General features: G+C 51.7%; 18 protein-coding genes. 13 read left to right on the forward strand and 5 right to left on the reverse strand.

Going from position 1 to position 17,087, the window contains the following annotated elements; genetic code table 11:
* Positions 1 to 56 precede the first annotated feature (56 nt).
* Positions 57 to 875: a serine/threonine-protein kinase gene (locus K3T82_RS40045; RefSeq protein ID WP_220199093.1), complete on the forward strand. Its 819-nt coding sequence runs from the start codon at positions 57 to 59 to the stop codon at positions 873 to 875.
* On the opposite strand, the gene K3T82_RS40050 is transcribed toward K3T82_RS40045, so the two are convergent.
* Positions 850 to 1,425, reverse strand: a complete 576-nt coding sequence (locus tag K3T82_RS40050) for a hypothetical protein (RefSeq protein WP_220199094.1) — start codon at positions 1,423 to 1,425, stop codon at positions 850 to 852. The two genes, K3T82_RS40045 and K3T82_RS40050, sit on opposite strands and share 26 nt — an antisense overlap.
* On the opposite strand from K3T82_RS40050, the gene K3T82_RS40055 reads away from it, so the two are divergent.
* Positions 1,405 to 2,025 (forward strand): FHA domain-containing protein, encoded by a 621-nt coding sequence (locus K3T82_RS40055; RefSeq protein WP_220199095.1) that lies wholly within the window; start codon positions 1,405 to 1,407, stop codon positions 2,023 to 2,025. The two genes, K3T82_RS40050 and K3T82_RS40055, sit on opposite strands and share 21 nt — an antisense overlap.
* A gap of 1,122 nt (positions 2,026 to 3,147) precedes the next feature.
* Here K3T82_RS40055 and K3T82_RS40060 read toward each other — a convergent pair.
* The 4 genes from K3T82_RS40060 to K3T82_RS40075 form a co-directional block, all read right to left on the reverse strand.
* The gene (locus tag K3T82_RS40060; RefSeq protein WP_220199096.1) at positions 3,148 to 3,975 is read right to left on the reverse strand and encodes a M55 family metallopeptidase; all 828 of its coding nucleotides are present in this window, start codon (positions 3,973 to 3,975) and stop codon (positions 3,148 to 3,150) included.
* A 25-nt stretch (positions 3,976 to 4,000) separates the two neighbouring features.
* On the reverse strand, positions 4,001 to 5,278 hold the full coding sequence (gene galK, locus K3T82_RS40065) for a galactokinase (protein WP_220199097.1): 1,278 nt from the start codon (positions 5,276 to 5,278) through the stop codon (positions 4,001 to 4,003).
* Between the two features lie 3 nt (positions 5,279 to 5,281).
* On the reverse strand, positions 5,282 to 6,187 hold the full coding sequence (galT, locus tag K3T82_RS40070) for a galactose-1-phosphate uridylyltransferase (protein ID WP_220199098.1): 906 nt from the start codon (positions 6,185 to 6,187) through the stop codon (positions 5,282 to 5,284).
* A gap of 158 nt (positions 6,188 to 6,345) precedes the next feature.
* Positions 6,346 to 6,903: a hypothetical protein gene (locus K3T82_RS40075; protein ID WP_220199099.1), complete on the reverse strand. Its 558-nt coding sequence runs from the start codon at positions 6,901 to 6,903 to the stop codon at positions 6,346 to 6,348.
* Positions 6,904 to 7,056: 153 nt separating this feature from the next.
* Here K3T82_RS40075 and K3T82_RS40080 point away from each other — a divergent pair, with 153 nt between their 5' ends.
* The 11 genes from K3T82_RS40080 (at position 7,057) to K3T82_RS40130 (ending at position 17,076) form a co-directional block, all read left to right on the forward strand.
* Entirely contained in the window at positions 7,057 to 7,353 is a 297-nt protein-coding gene (locus tag K3T82_RS40080) for a hypothetical protein (RefSeq protein WP_220199100.1), read from the forward strand.
* 91 nt (positions 7,354 to 7,444) lie between these two features.
* Positions 7,445 to 8,197, forward strand: coding sequence for a class I SAM-dependent methyltransferase (locus tag K3T82_RS40085; protein ID WP_220199101.1), 753 nt, complete (start codon positions 7,445 to 7,447; stop codon positions 8,195 to 8,197).
* A 314-nt stretch (positions 8,198 to 8,511) separates the two neighbouring features.
* Entirely contained in the window at positions 8,512 to 8,784 is a 273-nt protein-coding gene (locus K3T82_RS40090; protein ID WP_220199102.1) for a hypothetical protein, read from the forward strand.
* An 11-nt stretch (positions 8,785 to 8,795) separates the two neighbouring features.
* A complete protein-coding gene (locus tag K3T82_RS40095) occupies positions 8,796 to 9,779 on the forward strand; it encodes an A/G-specific adenine glycosylase (protein WP_220199103.1) in 984 nt (327 codons plus the stop codon).
* Positions 9,780 to 9,912: 133 nt separating this feature from the next.
* Positions 9,913 to 10,734 carry a PIG-L deacetylase family protein gene (locus K3T82_RS40100; RefSeq protein WP_220199104.1) on the forward strand — a complete coding sequence of 274 codons (822 nt, stop codon included), beginning with the start codon at positions 9,913 to 9,915 and terminating at the stop codon, positions 10,732 to 10,734.
* Between the two features lie 111 nt (positions 10,735 to 10,845).
* Entirely contained in the window at positions 10,846 to 12,657 is a 1,812-nt protein-coding gene (locus K3T82_RS40105) for a serine/threonine protein kinase (RefSeq protein ID WP_220199105.1), read from the forward strand.
* Positions 12,658 to 12,721: 64 nt separating this feature from the next.
* Complete coding sequence (folK, locus tag K3T82_RS40110) at positions 12,722 to 13,270, forward strand: 2-amino-4-hydroxy-6-hydroxymethyldihydropteridine diphosphokinase (RefSeq protein WP_220199106.1); 549 nt, start codon at positions 12,722 to 12,724, stop codon at positions 13,268 to 13,270.
* A 253-nt stretch (positions 13,271 to 13,523) separates the two neighbouring features.
* Positions 13,524 to 13,883 carry a ribosome silencing factor gene (gene rsfS, locus K3T82_RS40115; RefSeq protein WP_236031851.1) on the forward strand — a complete coding sequence of 120 codons (360 nt, stop codon included), beginning with the start codon at positions 13,524 to 13,526 and terminating at the stop codon, positions 13,881 to 13,883.
* Between the two features lie 27 nt (positions 13,884 to 13,910).
* Positions 13,911 to 14,093: a hypothetical protein gene (locus K3T82_RS40120; protein ID WP_220199107.1), complete on the forward strand. Its 183-nt coding sequence runs from the start codon at positions 13,911 to 13,913 to the stop codon at positions 14,091 to 14,093.
* A gap of 365 nt (positions 14,094 to 14,458) precedes the next feature.
* Positions 14,459 to 15,391 carry a lamin tail domain-containing protein gene (locus K3T82_RS40125; RefSeq protein WP_220199108.1) on the forward strand — a complete coding sequence of 311 codons (933 nt, stop codon included), beginning with the start codon at positions 14,459 to 14,461 and terminating at the stop codon, positions 15,389 to 15,391.
* A gap of 218 nt (positions 15,392 to 15,609) precedes the next feature.
* Positions 15,610 to 17,076 (forward strand): FAD-linked oxidase C-terminal domain-containing protein, encoded by a 1,467-nt coding sequence (locus tag K3T82_RS40130; protein WP_220199109.1) that lies wholly within the window; start codon positions 15,610 to 15,612, stop codon positions 17,074 to 17,076.
* Positions 17,077 to 17,087: the final 11 nt, after the last annotated feature.

Raw genomic sequence — 17,087 nt, forward strand, 5'->3', positions numbered from 1 at the left:
AGAAGGCTAGATACCTATTTATCCCTGCTCATATACACACAACGAGGTTAGAGAGTATGCAAGAATTGGCAGAAGGTCAGATGTTTGCACGTTATCGCATTCTGCGCGCCCTGGGTAGTAGCCTGGTTGGTGAGAGCTATGCGGCTGAAGATACACTTCTTGATCACACGGTCACACTGAAAGTCACGCATCCGTGGCCTTCTCTCCCCAATTCCGCGCGGTACCAATTCTTTCAAGAGATGCAAGGGATCAGCTTGATTGTGCATCCTCAACTGACAGCCATTCTAGACTGCGGAGATGCTCAAGGCCGATTGTACATCACACGCACCCACACCGAAGCAGGGTCACTACTAAGTGACGTTGGGCGCACGCACTTCCCTTCGCCACTGACTCCAGCCACAGCTATTGGCTATGCCTCCCAGCTAGCGGAGGCACTCCAATACCTTCATAACAAAGGTTATATTCATGGAGCGTTGACTTTCTCAAACATCCTTATCAACTCCATACCCAATGCGTCAGCTAGCCTGGAGACTACCCCTTTTCTCATCGCCGACGCGGGCTATACCTACTTCGCGCAGCATATGGGACAGCTTCAAACCATCATGCTTCCCGCGACCGCCGCGCCTGAGCAATGGCAGCATCACTATAGTCCCGCTTGCGATCAGTACGCGCTCGGTGTCATACTCTACTTCTGGTTGGCAGGGCGTCTCCCCTTCCAGGGTCGTCCACAGGAGGTCCTCCGCCAAAAGCAATACGGGCTACCTCCCTCGCTTATAGCACTCAATCCATACGTCACAATGGAGCAAGAGGCGATACTTCTGCGAGCACTCCATCCTACCCCCAGGGACGCTATCCCTCCGTGCTCGCATTTATAGAGGCACTGCAAGAAACCTTAGTTGCTAAAGAGCCGAAGAAGCGCTCGCGCAACAATACAGAAATGTCAGAGACGACTGTGCTCTCACTCGACATGCTCAAAGAGATGTTTGCCCTAGAACGAACGCTGAGTGAAATCGAACAGAATGAAGTAGAGGTCGAAGAGGTTGTGCAGCCTCCGCCACCCCAGGAGCCACAGGTTTCTAGATTTGAGAGCTTGCTTGCCTCTATTATGGAGCCGTCACCGGAGCCATTGCCGCCTCCTCCAGCCCCAGACCCCATACCATCCATCGAACCACAACCAGCAGCAGAAAGCGACGCCTGGTCACAACTGGCCTCGCTCGCCGCCTCTAGCAAGCACCGAGCGATCTCACTTGAGCAGGAAGAGAAACCAGCACCCGTCGAACCACAACCACGCATTGAGCCCGATATCGCGCAACCCCTTCCGCCAGCGTCACCGGAGCCGATGCCACAGGAACCATTCGCGCCACCAGCGCCCGAACCAATACAGCCACAGAAGCCCCCATCCCGGTGGAGCCTGAACCTGCGCATCCGCAGGAGCCGTCTATCCCCATTCAGCCTGAGACACCACGCCCACATCCGCAGGAGCCAGAGGTTCCAGCGAAACCACAGATTGAGCCAATTGAACAGCCCATGCCAGGGACGCTGCCACGTCCTGAGCCCGATATCGTCCAGCCTATTCCCACTACGCCATTTACGCCGCAGCCCGATATCAGGCCAAACGAGGAGCCACAGCAGTCACTGGATACAGGACACCAGACCTATGAAGAACATGAGCTCGCGTACCTGGTGATCACATCCCCATACCAGGAGACCCCTCAACAGGTACTTCTAGAGACAGGAAGCACACTCAACATCGGGCGGGCAGGCTCCAGCGATATCCTACTAGAGCAGGATAATCTGACGTCACGGCATCACGCGCTCCTCAAGCATGAGAATAACCAATTTTACATCTTGGATCAGAGAAGCGCGAAAGGAGTCTTTGTCAATGGGCGAAAACTCATCAGCGGTGTGGGGTGCGCGCTTCACGACGGCGACAACATTAATATTGGTCGATACACACTCACATTCCACTATAAACCCGCTAAGAATGCGACACCGCCATCCTACGCTGTCCCAGAGTCGGCATAGCACGAGAAGGGGAAGCGAACTTGCTTTGCTTTCTCCACGCTTATGTGTTTGCGCGATAGCATATATGTAATATGTGCTCTGTATCCGGTTGCAGGTTCTGGTCAAGTGTATTGTTGTACCTTGAAGCATTCTTGTCAAGGAGCAGTGCTATGTTTTTGAGATACAAAAGCGTTGCTCTCCTCTTCCTGAGCGGGGTATTCAGCATATTGCTCGTCGCTGGTGCTCCTCTATCGGCTTCTGCTATCAGTAGCATGCCCACAAAGGAGCACCAGCGGACCCAAGGAGGCCCCTTCGGTGATCAGCCATATGGTACATCCTTTGGGCCATATGAAGGCAGCTACGGAGCGAGTAACGCAGGAAATCTCTTTGGTGGTCAGTCGTATGGTATGCCCTTTGGTTCGAGCAGATACACCAGTTCAGACACACCTGTCAATCAGGTAATGGGGCAAAACTCGGCAAAAGATGTACTTGTAGGCGGCTATGTAAGAAGCAGGGTTAAAACAAGTTTCTTGAAGAGTAGACAAATATCTCTTTCCTTTGGCATTTGTTGCTCTTGCGTTCGTCCTTCGTTTCTGCTATAATTACTCCTCGTACGGTGAGTTACACCGGAATTCACGCCTGTGGAGATCCTGTAAGACCCGGTATATCCAGGCACGTTGTTCGTTGAAGCAGGAACCGAACGCGAAATATGGCTTGTCCATATTTGGGTAAGTTTCGGATAACGGTTATGCGCGCCTATCTCTGGTACGCAGCCAGAGGGGGAAGATTCGTAGGCTTTAGGGGGATAGTTATATGCCTCGCTGCGCATATACCTACCCTGGATAATCCCTCCGTGATGAATAGAGTAGAAATGAAACTGGCCCTTATAGTACCTGTAATAAGGGCCAGTTTCATTTCTACTCTATTTATGCTACTTCACGTGTAGGATTGTAGGGCAATATGGTACACAATGAGATGATACATGTTTTTGTCGTACCTGTTTGTCAACGCCTCGTAATGGCATGCTCAACAGAACGTTCGACATTGTAGGCCTGAAGGTACCTAACAAAACAGAGAAGGCTGGTAAACCACGGCGCCTGTTGACACACTTATGGACTATGCCAGGCAAAGAAAGGCTGCACACTAGCGATCTACCAGAGCTCGCGTCAATGTCACCAATGTTACAAAGGTGCGATAGAGATCAAGTAGATTCTCCTCAACAACTCGTACAGTGCGTGAATTGACACGCTCCACACCACGAATCCAGAGAGCCATATCCGCCATGTCCGCAACCAGGAAAGTCACCTCCATAGTAACAGGCAGGGTAAATTTTGGCGGCTCCATGCGTCCTAGCTGCTCCACAGCGCGCTTCGCGCCAGCGTGCAGCAATTCACAGGCAACCTCGGGATGCAGATTGGAGGCTGCGAAACGCCCAAGCGACTCTTTCACCACGACCATCTCAGCATGCGGCGCAAGAGGCTGTGCCTCCTGGGCCGTGGCAGTGTCTCCACTGACCAGGATAATAGGCACGCCGTAATGCGCGGCAACCAGGGCATTGAGGCCCGACTCACCGACAATTGCACCGTTTAGCCGTACCTCCCAGATAGCACCCGGATTATAGGTGTGCGAGAGGATGGCGCGCTCGGCTCCAATCGAGCCATGATAGCTGACAAAGCAGACGCCATCAAAGGAGGCATCTAAACCTTGCATCATATAGAGCGGCTTGTGGCGACCAGTAATTAGGGTCGCACGCCCCAGGAGATCCTGGGGGTGCAGATTACGCATGGCATGGTGCGCATCGTTCACAACGAACTCACTCGCGCCCGCCTCTAGCGCTCCCGCAATCACGGCGTTCACTTCATTGGTCAGCAAGTGGCGTCCCTGAGCGTACTCATGATTGCCTTCGATGATCTGCTCCCAGGCTACGATGCCACTGGTGCCCTCAAAATCGGTCGAAAGAAAGAGTTTCATGGGCTCACCTTTCTCGATGAGAGTCCTATTCAGCCTCCCAAACGGCCATACCTGGCCCACCTGCCGCGCGACAGATATCAATGCTAGCATGACGCCCTGTGCGTGGGAAGTATTGTTGCTCTACAGCCTGCGTGAGCGCGTCAACGGCCTCACGACGTACTAGATTGACCGTGCAGCCACCAAAGCCACCACCCATCATACGCCCACCAAGGACGCCGGGCACCTGCTGAGCAATATCGACCAGCACATCCAGTTCAGGACAACTGACCTCATACTCATCGCGTAACCCCGCATGCCCATCCCAAAGAATCGCGCCCACGATCCCGAAATCATTCTGTTTGAGCGCTTCCACGACACGCAGAACACGTGCGTCCTCAGCGACAACATACCCGGCACGCTTGCGCAACACCTCAGAGAGCACATACTGATAACGCTCAAACTGCTCTGGTGTGATATCACGCAATGCCTTGATTTCACTTGCCGAGCTATTCTCTGGCTCAGCATTCAGGATAGCCTCACGCAGCAGGCACGTCGCCTCTTCACATTGTTCCCGGCGCTCATTATAGGCCGTCTCGGCCAGATCGTGACGTACGCTAGTATCAATCACGACAATGGTTACTTCAGGGTCCTCAAAAGGATAGTAGTGATACGCGAGCGAGCGGCAATCCAGAAGCGCGGTTTTCCCAGGCTCACCCAGGCAGGAAGCGGCCTGATCCAAGATTCCACACATTACGCCGGAGGCAATCTGCTCTGCTCGCTGGCAGAGCGCGGCAACTTCCATCTTCGTCAGGCGTCCACCATCACCAATCGAATGTTGCCCATCAGCGAATTGAAGGCAGGCATACGCGGTCGCAACCTCTAGCGAGGCGGACGAACTCATGCCGCCCCCCAGTGGCACATCTCCGGTCAGGGTCGCATCAAAACCGCTCAAGGCAATTCCCACGCGCGTCAATTCAGTCGCCACGCCCAGGACATAGCGGGCCCAACCCGGTAGCGTCTGACGCTGCGCCTCAAAAGAGGCTGGCAGGTCCTCCAGGGTAAACTGGGCGTAGGCCTGAAAGTGGGCAGACCAGAGGCGCACCGTTTTATCCTGGCGCTTGCGCCCGGCAAAGGCCGATACCCTATCTACTGCCAGAGGCAAAACATAGCCATCGTTATAGTCTGTATGCTCACCAATAATATTGACACGCCCAGGAGCCCAGGCAACAGCAAGTGGACCCGCGTATGCAATCTCTTCTTGAAAGGCTTCGGGGAACTGGCGCGCCGCCTCAACCACTGGTTGGGGATATCTGCCATTGATCATCTTTTACGCCCCTTTCTCTATCGCCTGACGCAATTCGGCGGCCTTTTGCTGTGGGGCGGAATCATTGGTCCACATCCCCCAGATCGACTCTGAAGATGCGGCAAACTTGAGCTTGCCTGGAGCGCGACCAATCGCCAGAATCTCTACATGGAAGTGGAAACGCTCATCCTCTAACTGGTGAAGCCCAAGCAGGTAAGGCATAGGAGCCATAGCTCCGTCAAAGAGCGCGTTATAGCCACGAATAACCTTCAGCAGCATCGCAGCCAGATCATGTAACTCGGCATCAGTCGCTTGCGCGATGTTCGGAATGTGACGCTTCAGATAGAGATGTGTCTCATAGGGATAGCGCACATAGGGAGGCAAGAATGCCTGCCAGGTTTCATTGTTCGCCACCTCAAAATCGGAATTCGTCAATTCATCGCGTACCCGGCAGAAAGGACAACCGCGCCCAGCTTCATGTTCTAGCACTGTTGTCTCTAGCTTGCGTTCTAAGACGGGCGGAAGAACAGAGACGCCGTACGCCTGCCCATGAGGATGATGCTGTGTCTGACCGATAGCTTCGCCACTATTCTCAAAGATCATCACGGCTGGATAGCGTGATGACAGATCGCGGTAGAGATCACGCCAGATTTTGGTGACCGCGAAGACTTCATCAACTGTGAGTTGCGTAAAGCTCTTCTCATGTTCGCGATTATAAATAACGACATAGGCTTCGCCTACCGGTGGCTGCAAGGGTGGAAAGTCATTGGGATGGAGCCAGACCTGCGTTCCCTCTGGCACACGGCCCTCGGTAATATCAGCACAAAAAGGGCATTGCGTGGTACCTTCGCGGCGGCTCATGCGGTGAGGCGCATTGACAAGATACTGGCGTAGAATCGGATTCCATATCAGGGGAGTACTCTGTTCCATATATTGCTTCCTAAAATAAGGTTCTAAAGTTTTCTGCGAAAACCCGAGCGTGGGCAGCGGTGTTGGTTTTCGCAGAAGGAATAAAGTTTGATCTTATACGGAATGTGTGAGCACATCGGCGCTCATCACGACAGCGACATGCATTTTCGTATGATTCCTTATAGGTGATGAGGATGAAACGAACTGGCCTGATTGCCCATAAGCACACAGCGGCCCTCATGCATCAAGGCATCCAGCACCGCTTTTTTATCACATGGGCCACCATCTTCGCTCGTTGCCAGGAGCCAGGCATCCCAGGTGTGCTTATCAGTAAACAAGGCCCAGGCAACGGGCGCGACCTGTGTTTTCGCCACACGCATAATCTCGCGTGCATGCTCAAATCCTGGTTCCAACGCCTGCACAGGTGGTAGCGCCTTGTCATGGAGCGCTTCAAAGGTCCTGAGTGAGGAAATCTTCCCTTCACGCACTTCGCACACTACTCCAAAGACCAGTACCTCGCGCTCTCCGTGTTCATCGTTGAGCGTATCCCACACCCCGCCTATTAACGCGCAATGCGCCGGAAGAGTGCGCAAAAAGAGCTCAATCGACTCTTTGCTCCACCCTCGCCAGGAGGGGAGATGCTCTTGGTCCAGGCGTAGAGCCGCCGTTAATAAAGGCTTGACCGTTTCCCACAATGCCGAGTCGGTATCGAGCACCGACAAATCTTCTGCAAACACGCTTACCATCTGCCTTTCGCAATACGAGTTCCCAATCAGGCCAAATAGCTTCCAGTTCTCAGGCCGTCTCAATTATATAATATATTATCGTAGTGGTTGCGTGTTATACTATGCGAATAGGATTTCAGAAACTGGCACTTTCAAGAGGCAGCTATGTCCTACATTACAGTACTCTTGTCTGGCCTAGCGCTGCTAGGTCCCGCTGGTATGATAGTACTACTCTTCCTCGCTGGAAGAGTAACCTGGAGCTTCCGCGATTGCCCCTCTGGCAGCTTTCGTTGGCATATGCGTACCCTTCATCTCAAGCAAATCGCGGCTATCGCCAGCCTCTTCTGTCTTGCTATGGCAGCCAGTTATGCTCTTCTTGGAGAAATGTGGAGCATCCTCTATCTGCTCTTCGCGCTCAAAGCCAGCACATTCTGGCTCCGCCTCGTTCTCTGCCCTCTCTAGTACCTCCAATTCTGGTATAAGATGCGTTTATTTTCAGTAGAAGATATAGTATAAGACATCTATAGCCAGCCCAATGTCACTGGAGGTTTCTATGAGTGCCGCACCATGGTATCAGACATTCTTTGGCGAAGACTACCTGCGTATCTATGCCCCTTTTTTACCCACGGACCGTACAGAGCATGAGACGGATGCCATCATAGAGCTACTGCAACTTAGCCCTGGTATGCGCTTACTAGACCTGTGCTGTGGTGATGGGCGACATGCCCTTCCGCTCTCGCGACGCGGATACCACGTCACCGGGCTTGACCTGAGTGAAACCTTACTCGCCAGAGCCCGCCAGAAGGCCACGCGTGAAGGTCTTGCCATCGAGTGGTGCCAACAAGATATGCGCGCCATCCCCTATGAAGAGACGTTTGATGCTATCTTCAATATCTTCACCTCCTTTGGCTATTTCGAGAGTGACGAAGACGACTTCCTCGCCCTACAACAGGTGTACAAGGCACTGCTTCCAGGTGGAACCTTTTTACTTGAGACCGTCTATCAGCCGCGCGTCCTGCGCGCATTCTCGCCACATGGGATTATCCGCTACGACAATGGCTTGATCGTCATGGAGGAACGCAAGATCGACCTGCTCACCAGCCGAAATGAGGTTCGCATCACTCTGCTCCCGCCCACTGGCGAACGCATCGAATATCGTCAATCCATTCGGATCTATACCCTAACAGAACTCGCCAATATGCTCACCCAGGCAGGTCTGGAGGTACACGGATACTATGGAGACCTCGATGGAAATCCCCTGACCCTGGACAGCCGCCTGGTCATTATCAGCCGCAAGCCAGCCTGATAGACCACGTTACACGCTCCTCTAGACGCTTTCTCATAGAATGCGCTATAATTGGCAGTGCTATCAATGTATAATAATGAGAACATTATTAGTCATCGTTATACATTGGTATAGCGAGACATGACATAGTCAAGGTCATTATTATGGTCTTATGCGAAAACCAACGCCGCTACTCGCGGCTAGTGCTTACGCGCTCAGGTTTTCGATTTGAAGTAGGTCTTATGCGAAAACCAACGCCGCTACTCGCGGCTAGCGCTTACGCGCTCAGGTTTTCGATTTGAAGTATCAATCAAATATAAGGAAGGTACCTAGCCGTGCCGTGGTGTAAATTTTTTATTCCCAAAATTGCTGCAACCAACATCAAGCCGGGAGATCCCGACCTGAACGAGCATATTATGTATGCCAAGTGCATCAAAGGGCACGTGCTCAAAGATGCCAATGACTGGATCTTGTGCGAGAATCTCCCCGCGCCCGACGCCACATGCTGGAAAGAGGGAGGCGAGACGCTCTTCAATATCACGCCCCGCAAGCGTAATGCAGATCAAGCGTCCACGCCAGAAGCCAAAGTTCAGAAGAGCAAAGCTTAGAACTGTTATATATGGACACAGATTCGCAGGACGCACCCATTTCTTCTCAGCTTGAACCCGAGCAGATTGCGCAGGCTCAGACACAATTATTGGGCTGGTATGCAGCCGAACAGCGCGATCTACCCTGGCGTCGTACCAGTGATCCATACGCTATCCTGGTCTCAGAGATTATGCTTCAGCAGACCCAGGTAGATCGTGTGTTGCCTAAATATCAACAATTTCTGACAGCGTTTCCTACCCTTGCCAGTCTCGCAGAGGCTCCAACCGCCGATGTCATAAATGTCTGGGTACCATTAGGATATAACATGCGCGCGGTACGCCTGCAATCCATAGCGCGCCAGGTCATGACCGAATATAGTGGACGCATTCCTGATACCATTGAGGAGTTACTCAAACTCAAGGGGGTTGGGCGCTATACGGCTGGTGCAATCGCATGCTTTGCCTATCGAAGGCAGGTCGCGACCGTAGATACAAATATTCGGCGCGTGCTCCAACGGATATTTATCGGTGTAGAGCAGCCAGACACGGCCCTGACCGATGGAGAGATGCTAGCGTTTGCAGAACAGGTCCTTCCTTCTGGTGAAGCCTATAACTGGAACCAGGCCCTGATGGATATGGGAGCGACCATCTGTCCTAGCAACAATCCAAAATGTGGTACCTGTCCATTACAAACATCTTGCAAAGCCTATCAGGAAATGAGCCAGCATAGCCTCTTTCCATCAGGCATTGTTTTGCGGCAGATACGCAAGGTAGCGGAAAAGAAAACCAGGTATCAGAGCCAGCCTTTTACAAGCACGAATCGCTACTTCCGTGGCCGTATCGTCGATCTGCTTCGTTCACTATCGGCAGAGCAACGTATGACACTCGACCTTCTAGGGCCAAGGATCAAGCCTGAGTATAGCGATGCAGACCGTCCCTGGCTACAACGTCTGGTAAGTGGCCTGGCAAAAGATGGTTTGATCGACGCGACAGAAGAGGGAGTCCGCTTGCCCTGACATTAACGTACAGTGCAAAAAACTTATCCGAAATTTCAACGCCACTCTCGACAGAGCTAGCGCTGAGTATCAGGATTTCGCATAAGATGCATGTGTTATTTGACTGAAGCATTTATTTTGGAGGAACGAGCAGTTGCGATTAACAAGCTTGAATGATATACAGAAACATCATCGCCACATTTTTCTCGCGCCACACTATGACGATGTGGTCTATGCCTGTGGCGGAACACTCAGCGTTCAGGTAAGTAGCGGGTTGCGCCCTCTGGTCGTGACCGTCTTTGGTGGCGCGCCCACCACTGACACCCTGAGCCCATTCGCCCAGCAGGTGCAGCAGCAGACTGGCTTCGGGGGCCCAAACAGTGCTCAGGCTGCTATTGAGGCTCGACGCCAGGAGGACACCCAGGCGCTTGATCTGCTTCAATGTGACAATCTCTGGCTTGACTATCAAGACGCGATCTATCGCGGCACACCAGCATACTACAACAGCAACGCAGAGCTGATTGGTGGAGATGTGAATCCCGCCGATGCTGAGATTGAGCGCCAGCTGGTCAATGGCCTGTTGGAGTTGCACAATCGCTTGCCAGACACAGTCTGGTACGCACCTCTCGGTATCGGTCGCCATGTCGATCACCAGATCCTCACCTCAGTCGCCGATACCCTGGCCCAGCATGGCGCAAAGGTCTACTTCTACGAGGACTTCCCCTATGTTGTACGCGAGCAGGGCTCACTCGAAGCTCGCCTACAGGAGCTAGACCTCAACCTTGAGCCAACGCTGGTAGAAATGTCAGAGATGCTGGAACTACGCATTGAAGCCAGCGAGATCTACAAGTCACAGATCCAATCAAACTTTGGTAGCACGGAGCAGCTACAAAATATGACACGTCAGTATACTCACAATATCCGACCAGTGGAGACAATCTACCTGGAGCGTTACTGGACATACCGCCGCCACTAGTGATCAGGCATATGTGCTATTGACAGGCGTTTTCTAACGCCTGTCCTGCACTGGCGTGGTATCCTGGAGAGAAACAAGTTGTTGGTGTGGGAAAGGTAGGAGTGTGGATTCATGAAGGGGATCGAAGGAACAACTCTCGGCAGGTATGAATTGCATCGCCGTGTCGCCCAGGGTGCAACCTCTGAAGTGTATCTCGGCTTTGATCGCCGTGTGCAGCGTGGCGTCGCCGTCAAAGTCCTCTATGGCAGCACAGAGCCATTTGTGCAGCGTTTCGAACATGAAGCCCAGGCCATCGGAGCTCTCTCGCATAATCATATTCTTCCCCTCTACGATTTTGGAGCCCAACGACCCTGGTATTATCTCGTCATGCCTTTTATTGAAGGTGGAACACTCCGCGATTATCTGTACTACCGCGAACGCCTCACCCTGGATGAAGCTGGCAGTTTCCTACATCAAATCGCCTCTGCGCTCCAACACGCCCATGATCATGATGTCTTACATCGCGATGTCAAGCCCTCCAATATTCTGCTCAGACCAGATGGGTATGCGTATCTTGCTGACTTTGGCCTGGCAAAGGCCAAAATCGATGCCGATACAAGCAGTAATGTCAACACAACCGTTGGGACCCCCGAATATATGGCTCCAGAACAATCTAACGGCATCAGCGATTACCGGAGCGACATCTATTCGCTTGGGATCATACTCTATCAGATGCTCACCGGGCGCGTCCCATTCAGCGCAGAGACGCCTGTCGCCATTACACTCAAGCATATCCAGACTCAGCCCGCCCCTCCCAGCCAGTTGAACGCGGATATCCCCACATCAATAGAGGAAGTCATTCTACGCGCACTCGCAAAAGACCCAGACCAACGCTTTCAGAGCGCTCGGGCTTTTTCCAGCGCCTATAGGCAGGCTCTTCAGGAAGAGGCTCCTGACCTGCCTCTCGATCAAACGATGGCACTGACGTTAAAAGAGAAAGTCGTGACGCTACAAAAGGTCTCCCTGGAAGAGAAGCCTGGTCGAGCGAAGAAAACTACCAAACTGCAACCAATGCCAGAGCAAGACTTCGCGTTCTCCGACGCGCCGACGCCCCTTTTCCCTCTACAAATCGAACTGCCAACCTGGCCCACAGTCGCCGAGCTACGCCGTCCCAAGCGCCCAAGCAGCCCCCTGGTAGTGACGCTCATCAGCCTCTCACTGCTCATCATAGCGCTCCCACTGCTCATGCTGTGGTACAGCGTCCGCTGGCAAGCAGCCCCAGGCTCATTCTTCGCGCGCTCAGGGCTAACCACGACTACAAAGCCAGCAACTCAAGCAACTTTAGTCGCGCAAGCCAGAGTACAAGCCACAGCAGGCATTACCTCCGAGATAGGCGCGGGGCCCGTATTATACGCCCATGACCTGACACAACCCAGTGGTGGCTGGCTCAACGACGGACAACAATGCTACTTCACCTCTGAAGGCTATCATGTCACCGCCGCCAGCCATGCGCTTGCCTGGTGCTATACAAGCTCACCCTCATTTGACAACATGGCGATTACGGCCCAGGCCCGCCTTCTCCGTGGAGATGTCTATGGCATTGTCTTTCGTTTACAGCCGCAGAGCCAATCGTTCTACGTCCTAGAACTTAATAACGCTGGCTCATATCGCTTCGTGCGTGCCCACGGCAGCGATCCCGCAAACTGGCTTCCCCTTATTGACTGGACGCACTCTGATGCTATTATAAGTGGGTATGGACAACTCAACACGCTTCTTGTAATCATGCAAGGATCACAGTTCACACTGTATATCAATAAACAACTCATCTTTGCAAAGGCCATAGACGATACCTACCTCTCCGGTCTGGTTGGCTTCTTAACGGGGACTGATCAGGAAAATGAGAGCGAGGCAGTCTTCCGCAACCTATGGATCTTTCAAAAGTAGGATCACCACAAGAGCCAAATCGCTGTACAACAACACAGAAAGGACCTTCAAAGGATAGCCTTATATGCCTTTTTCCCACGACCAGATACCTCCTATGGAGAATGACACACCGAAGGCTCACCAGGTCTTCCTGGCGCTTGGCACCAACCTGGGCGAACGCAAGCAGAATCTTGAAGCAGCCCTTCATCAACTGAGTAAAAATATTGAGATAAAGCAGGTTTCATCCATTTATGAGACGGAACCAGTTGGATACGCAGATCAGCCCAACTTCTTTAACCTGGTCTGCTCTGGACAGACCATGCTCCCCGTTGACAAGCTTCACCAAGAAACGCAAAAGATAGAGCAACAACTTGGGCGACAGCCAAGCTTCAGGAATGGCCCTCGCCTCATAGATATAGATATCCTCTTCTACGATCAGGCATATATCGAGCGTGCAACGCTGATCATTCCTCATCCAAGGCTACATGAGAGGGCTTTTGTTCTGGCTCCTCTGGCAGAAATAGCGCCCGACTATCTTCATCCCACACTCGGCAAAAGTGCCCGTGAATTGCTGGACACAGTCAATGTACAGGGATTCTTCGTATCCATCCCCAACCATAGAGCGGCATGCTAGCCCTACTTAACAAGCATGGCCCATCATGCTATAATGCGGTTACAAGATAGAATGTAAGCTTTGCAGCGACGGGCGAGCGGGAATAAGCACATCATACGAAGGCATGCGAGGATTTTGGCACTAGAAGATAAGCCTTTTGTCCTACACCGTGAACCAAACGGCACAGCAATACGTATAAAAAGTTACATAGTAAAGAAACCAATACGCTACCCTCCTCCTGGTTGGTAACGTATCAGCGAACAAGGGAGCGCTTGTGGAGGGAGTTCTGCTAGATCCAGCACAATTAGCGAAAGCCGCGGTTGACATCGCGTCTGACAAAAAAGCATCCGATATACTCTTACTCGACATTCGAGAGGTCACAGTCTTTGCCGATTACTTTGTCATCTGTAGTGGCACTAATCCCAGGCTAATTCAGACCATCGCTGAAACCATTGATGAGGAACTGGGTAAACAAGGGGCAAGATTGCTTCACCGCGAAGGAACAGCAGATACAGGGTGGATCTTGATGGATTTTGGAGATGTCGTTATACACATCTTTGCGCCTAAAGAGCGTGAATATTATCGATTGGAGCGGCTCTGGAGTGATGCAAAAACAGTTGTGTACCTACAATAAAATACAACAATAGAAAAGGTGACGACGATGACATTTTTTCGCAACCGCATGTTTATTGAGGGCATCGCCCTTGGTGGTATCTGTGGTATTATTATTGGTTCTATCATTGCCTTCACCATTGGAGAAAGCAGCATAGTAGCCATTCGCAAGGGCCTCGATTCCAGGTTTTCTAGCCGGAATAAGGTTCCCTTCAAATACCTCTCACAATAATCATCAGGCTCATCAACGCTATAACCTGGAAGCGGTCAGGCATGTATTCTACACATCTGTCTGGCCGCTTGTGTTTTTTTCATCCTCATCCTATACACCCGAAAGTTTCACATCATCATCTATTAACGTGAATACTCCCATTTCTTCAATCTTACCAGTATACCAACATTTTTGCCAACATAAGTAATACTTTAAAATCGGCTACTATCACCCTCTGCTTGTTGCGCACTCTACTCTTTTCTGCTATACTCATCCACACTTTCAGATGGTTATATGCAAATAAAGCAGCATATAACCTATAAAACCACAATACAATAATAAGGGTATATGTTTTAGGAGGTGGCAAAGTGAGGTTTTTGTTGGTGATGTTTCTACTATGTGTCTCCATCCTTAGTCTCAGCCTCGCATTCCTGGTTCCATCATCGCTCTACGCTGCTGATCCCCCCACATGTGTCCCGAAGAATCCCGCACCAGTTCCAACTGGCATCACAGCACAAGATCTTCCAGAACAGCCAGGGGTCATTTATATTAATGAGGTTATGACAAAACCGGGAAAGATACTATGGAATTGCGATAGCCAGGACCCTAAAAATCAGGATAACATCTGGGTCGAACTTTATAACCCTTCAGATCAGGCATACAATCTCTCTACTAACGCGATCAGTCTTGATGAGGGTCTAGGTACCACATCGTTTACCTTCCCTCAGGAAGCAGTTATCGCGCCACATGGCTACTTTACCTTCTTCCCTTATACAACCATATCCCAGGCTCCGACGGAAACCATTTCCGCATTCCGCCTCATCAATAACGGTACGATCATTAGCACGATAGACTTCCCTGAATTGGCGACAGACACCTCCTACGCCTACTTTACAGAAGGAGTGGCGACTCCGGAATGGAAGGTCGCCACGGCCCCTACTATAGGAAAACAAAATACGCTCGTTACAATTACCATGACACCTACAAAAGGAAGTACCTCAAAGGAAAGTACCAAGGAGGCGTCGAGTAAATCCAAAAGCAGTTCAAGTGGCAGTAGCAGCACAACATCGAAGGAAAGCGGAACCACCAAGCCAGTCGTCAATGGGACACAACCGGTATGGGACAAGCTCAATCCTCCTGGGAATACTACCGAGCAGGAGCAAGATCAGCCAGTAGAGCTTTCACACATCACAGCTACAGAGAATAGCATGCCACGCCAGATCGTCATAAGCACGCTTGTCATTTTCCTGGCTATTGGGCTTTATGGAGGGATGCGCTTTCTTGCGCGACGGAGATCTCCCACATCAAAAAAAGTGTAATAGCTCAGTTTATAAGAACACGATTATTAGCGTTTTATTCAGCTTGTAAAAAGTTCAACTTCACAAGCTGAATTTCTCATGGTATCATTTACTTCTAGAGTATGTCAGAGCAGACACTCAAGTTCAAGGCAGAGATGAGCAAAAGCGCTCCAAGAGATGGCGCATACTCCATACATCTTGGAGAAGCAAAGTAGCATCATATCAGGGAGGCGAGAGTCATGAGCATTGCTGAACAACGAACAGATAGCGTATCTCCTGGCTCTACATCTATGACCGCGACCGCGAAAAGGCAACTGGTACAGGACCTCACCACACTACTTGGAGAGCAGCATGTCCTGCACACGCCCTATGACCTGGCATTGTACGAATATGACGCATCCATTGAGCGTGGTCGTCCAGACGTGGTTGTCTTCCCTTCCACAACACAAGAAGTAGCCCTTATCGTCAAACTCGCAAATCGCTATCAGATACCAGTTGTGCCGCGCGGGGCTGGAACTGGCTTGAGCGGCGGAGCGATTGCTCGCTCTGGTGGCATCATCATTGTCTTTACGCGTATGAATCGCATCTTAGACATTGATTACGAGAACCTGCGGGCCGTAGTACAACCCGGATTAGTCAATCTCCACCTCAGCAATGCTCTCACCCCTCAAGGCTTCTATTACGTCCCAGACCCCAGTAGCCAACGATCCTGTACGCTGGGTGGCAATGTCGGCGAAAACGCTGGTGGACCACACACATTGCTCTACGGCGTCACTACGAATCATGTCCTGGGGCTTGAAATAGTCACCACAGAGGGCGAAATTGTTGATGTTGGCGGATGGACCTACGATTCACCTGGTTATGACCTCACAGGGCTTCTCATTGGCTCTGAGGGCACACTGTGCATCATTACCAAAATCATAGTGCGTATTGTACATCTTCCTGAGACAATCAAGACGCTGGTCGCTATCTTTGACAACCTTGATGCCGCCTCTAATACGGTTTCGGAGATCATCGCCAGTGGTGTTATACCATCCGCGATAGAGATGATGGATCAGATGATCTTGCAGGCAGTCGAAGCCGATACCCAGGCGGGCTACCCCATGGACGCAGCAGCAGTACTCCTCATCGAGGCTGAGGGGCTATACGAAGCCGTAGAGGTGCAGGTGCGCCAAGTCGTCTCTATTTGTGAAAAGCATGGGGCTCGCCTGGTACGTATCGCGGCAGACGAAGCGGAACGCCAACTTTTATGGGCAGGGCGTAAAAACGCTTTTGGCGCGGTTGGACGTATCAGCCCTGAATTCTATGTCCAGGATGGTGTCGTACCACGTACCCAGCTTCCCTACGTCTTGCGTCGCGTGAGCGAAATCTGTCAACACTACGGCCTGCGCGTGGGAAACGTCTTTCACGCTGGTGATGGCAATCTTCATCCACTCATCCTCTTTGACTCCCAAATACCCGGAGAAATCGAGCGCGTGCGTTTAGCAGGGCATGAAATCTTACAGGTTTGCGCCGAGGTGGGTGGCTCGATTACAGGCGAGCATGGTGTGGGACTTGAAAAACAAGCCGAGATGGCTCTCATTTTTTCGGAAGCCGACCTACGTGTCATGAAGCAAGTACGTCAGGCATGCAATCCCCACCAACTCTTCAACCCAGGCAAACTCTTTCCGTTACCCGGCAGGTGCGCCGAAGTCAGGCCAGCATAACACCACTATGG

Origin of the sequence: Ktedonospora formicarum, assembly GCF_016587355.1 — a bacterium.
GTDB classification, from domain to species: domain Bacteria; phylum Chloroflexota; class Ktedonobacteria; order Ktedonobacterales; family Ktedonobacteraceae; genus Ktedonobacter; species Ktedonobacter formicarum.

What these genes read in the sequence shown, in the direction of transcription:
- folK (WP_220199106.1), top strand. Translation starts at nt 12,722, where the DNA reads ATGCCTTTTTCCCACGACCAGATACCTCCTATGGAGAATGACACACCG.
- K3T82_RS40125 (WP_220199108.1), top strand. Translation starts at nt 14,459, where the DNA reads ATGTTTCTACTATGTGTCTCCATCCTTAGTCTCAGCCTCGCATTCCTG.
- galK (WP_220199097.1), bottom strand. Translation starts at nt 5,278, where the DNA reads ATGATCAATGGCAGATATCCCCAACCAGTGGTTGAGGCGGCGCGCCAG.
- K3T82_RS40095 (WP_220199103.1), top strand. Translation starts at nt 8,796, where the DNA reads ATGGACACAGATTCGCAGGACGCACCCATTTCTTCTCAGCTTGAACCC.
- K3T82_RS40120 (WP_220199107.1), top strand. Translation starts at nt 13,911, where the DNA reads ATGACATTTTTTCGCAACCGCATGTTTATTGAGGGCATCGCCCTTGGT.
- K3T82_RS40085 (WP_220199101.1), top strand. Translation starts at nt 7,445, where the DNA reads ATGAGTGCCGCACCATGGTATCAGACATTCTTTGGCGAAGACTACCTG.
- K3T82_RS40080 (WP_220199100.1), top strand. Translation starts at nt 7,057, where the DNA reads ATGTCCTACATTACAGTACTCTTGTCTGGCCTAGCGCTGCTAGGTCCC.
- K3T82_RS40105 (WP_220199105.1), top strand. Translation starts at nt 10,846, where the DNA reads ATGAAGGGGATCGAAGGAACAACTCTCGGCAGGTATGAATTGCATCGC.
- K3T82_RS40130 (WP_220199109.1), top strand. Translation starts at nt 15,610, where the DNA reads ATGAGCATTGCTGAACAACGAACAGATAGCGTATCTCCTGGCTCTACA.
- K3T82_RS40045 (WP_220199093.1), top strand. Translation starts at nt 57, where the DNA reads ATGCAAGAATTGGCAGAAGGTCAGATGTTTGCACGTTATCGCATTCTG.
- K3T82_RS40050 (WP_220199094.1), bottom strand. Translation starts at nt 1,425, where the DNA reads ATGCGCAGGTTCAGGCTCCACCGGGATGGGGGCTTCTGTGGCTGTATT.
- K3T82_RS40060 (WP_220199096.1), bottom strand. Translation starts at nt 3,975, where the DNA reads ATGAAACTCTTTCTTTCGACCGATTTTGAGGGCACCAGTGGCATCGTA.
- galT (WP_220199098.1), bottom strand. Translation starts at nt 6,187, where the DNA reads ATGGAACAGAGTACTCCCCTGATATGGAATCCGATTCTACGCCAGTAT.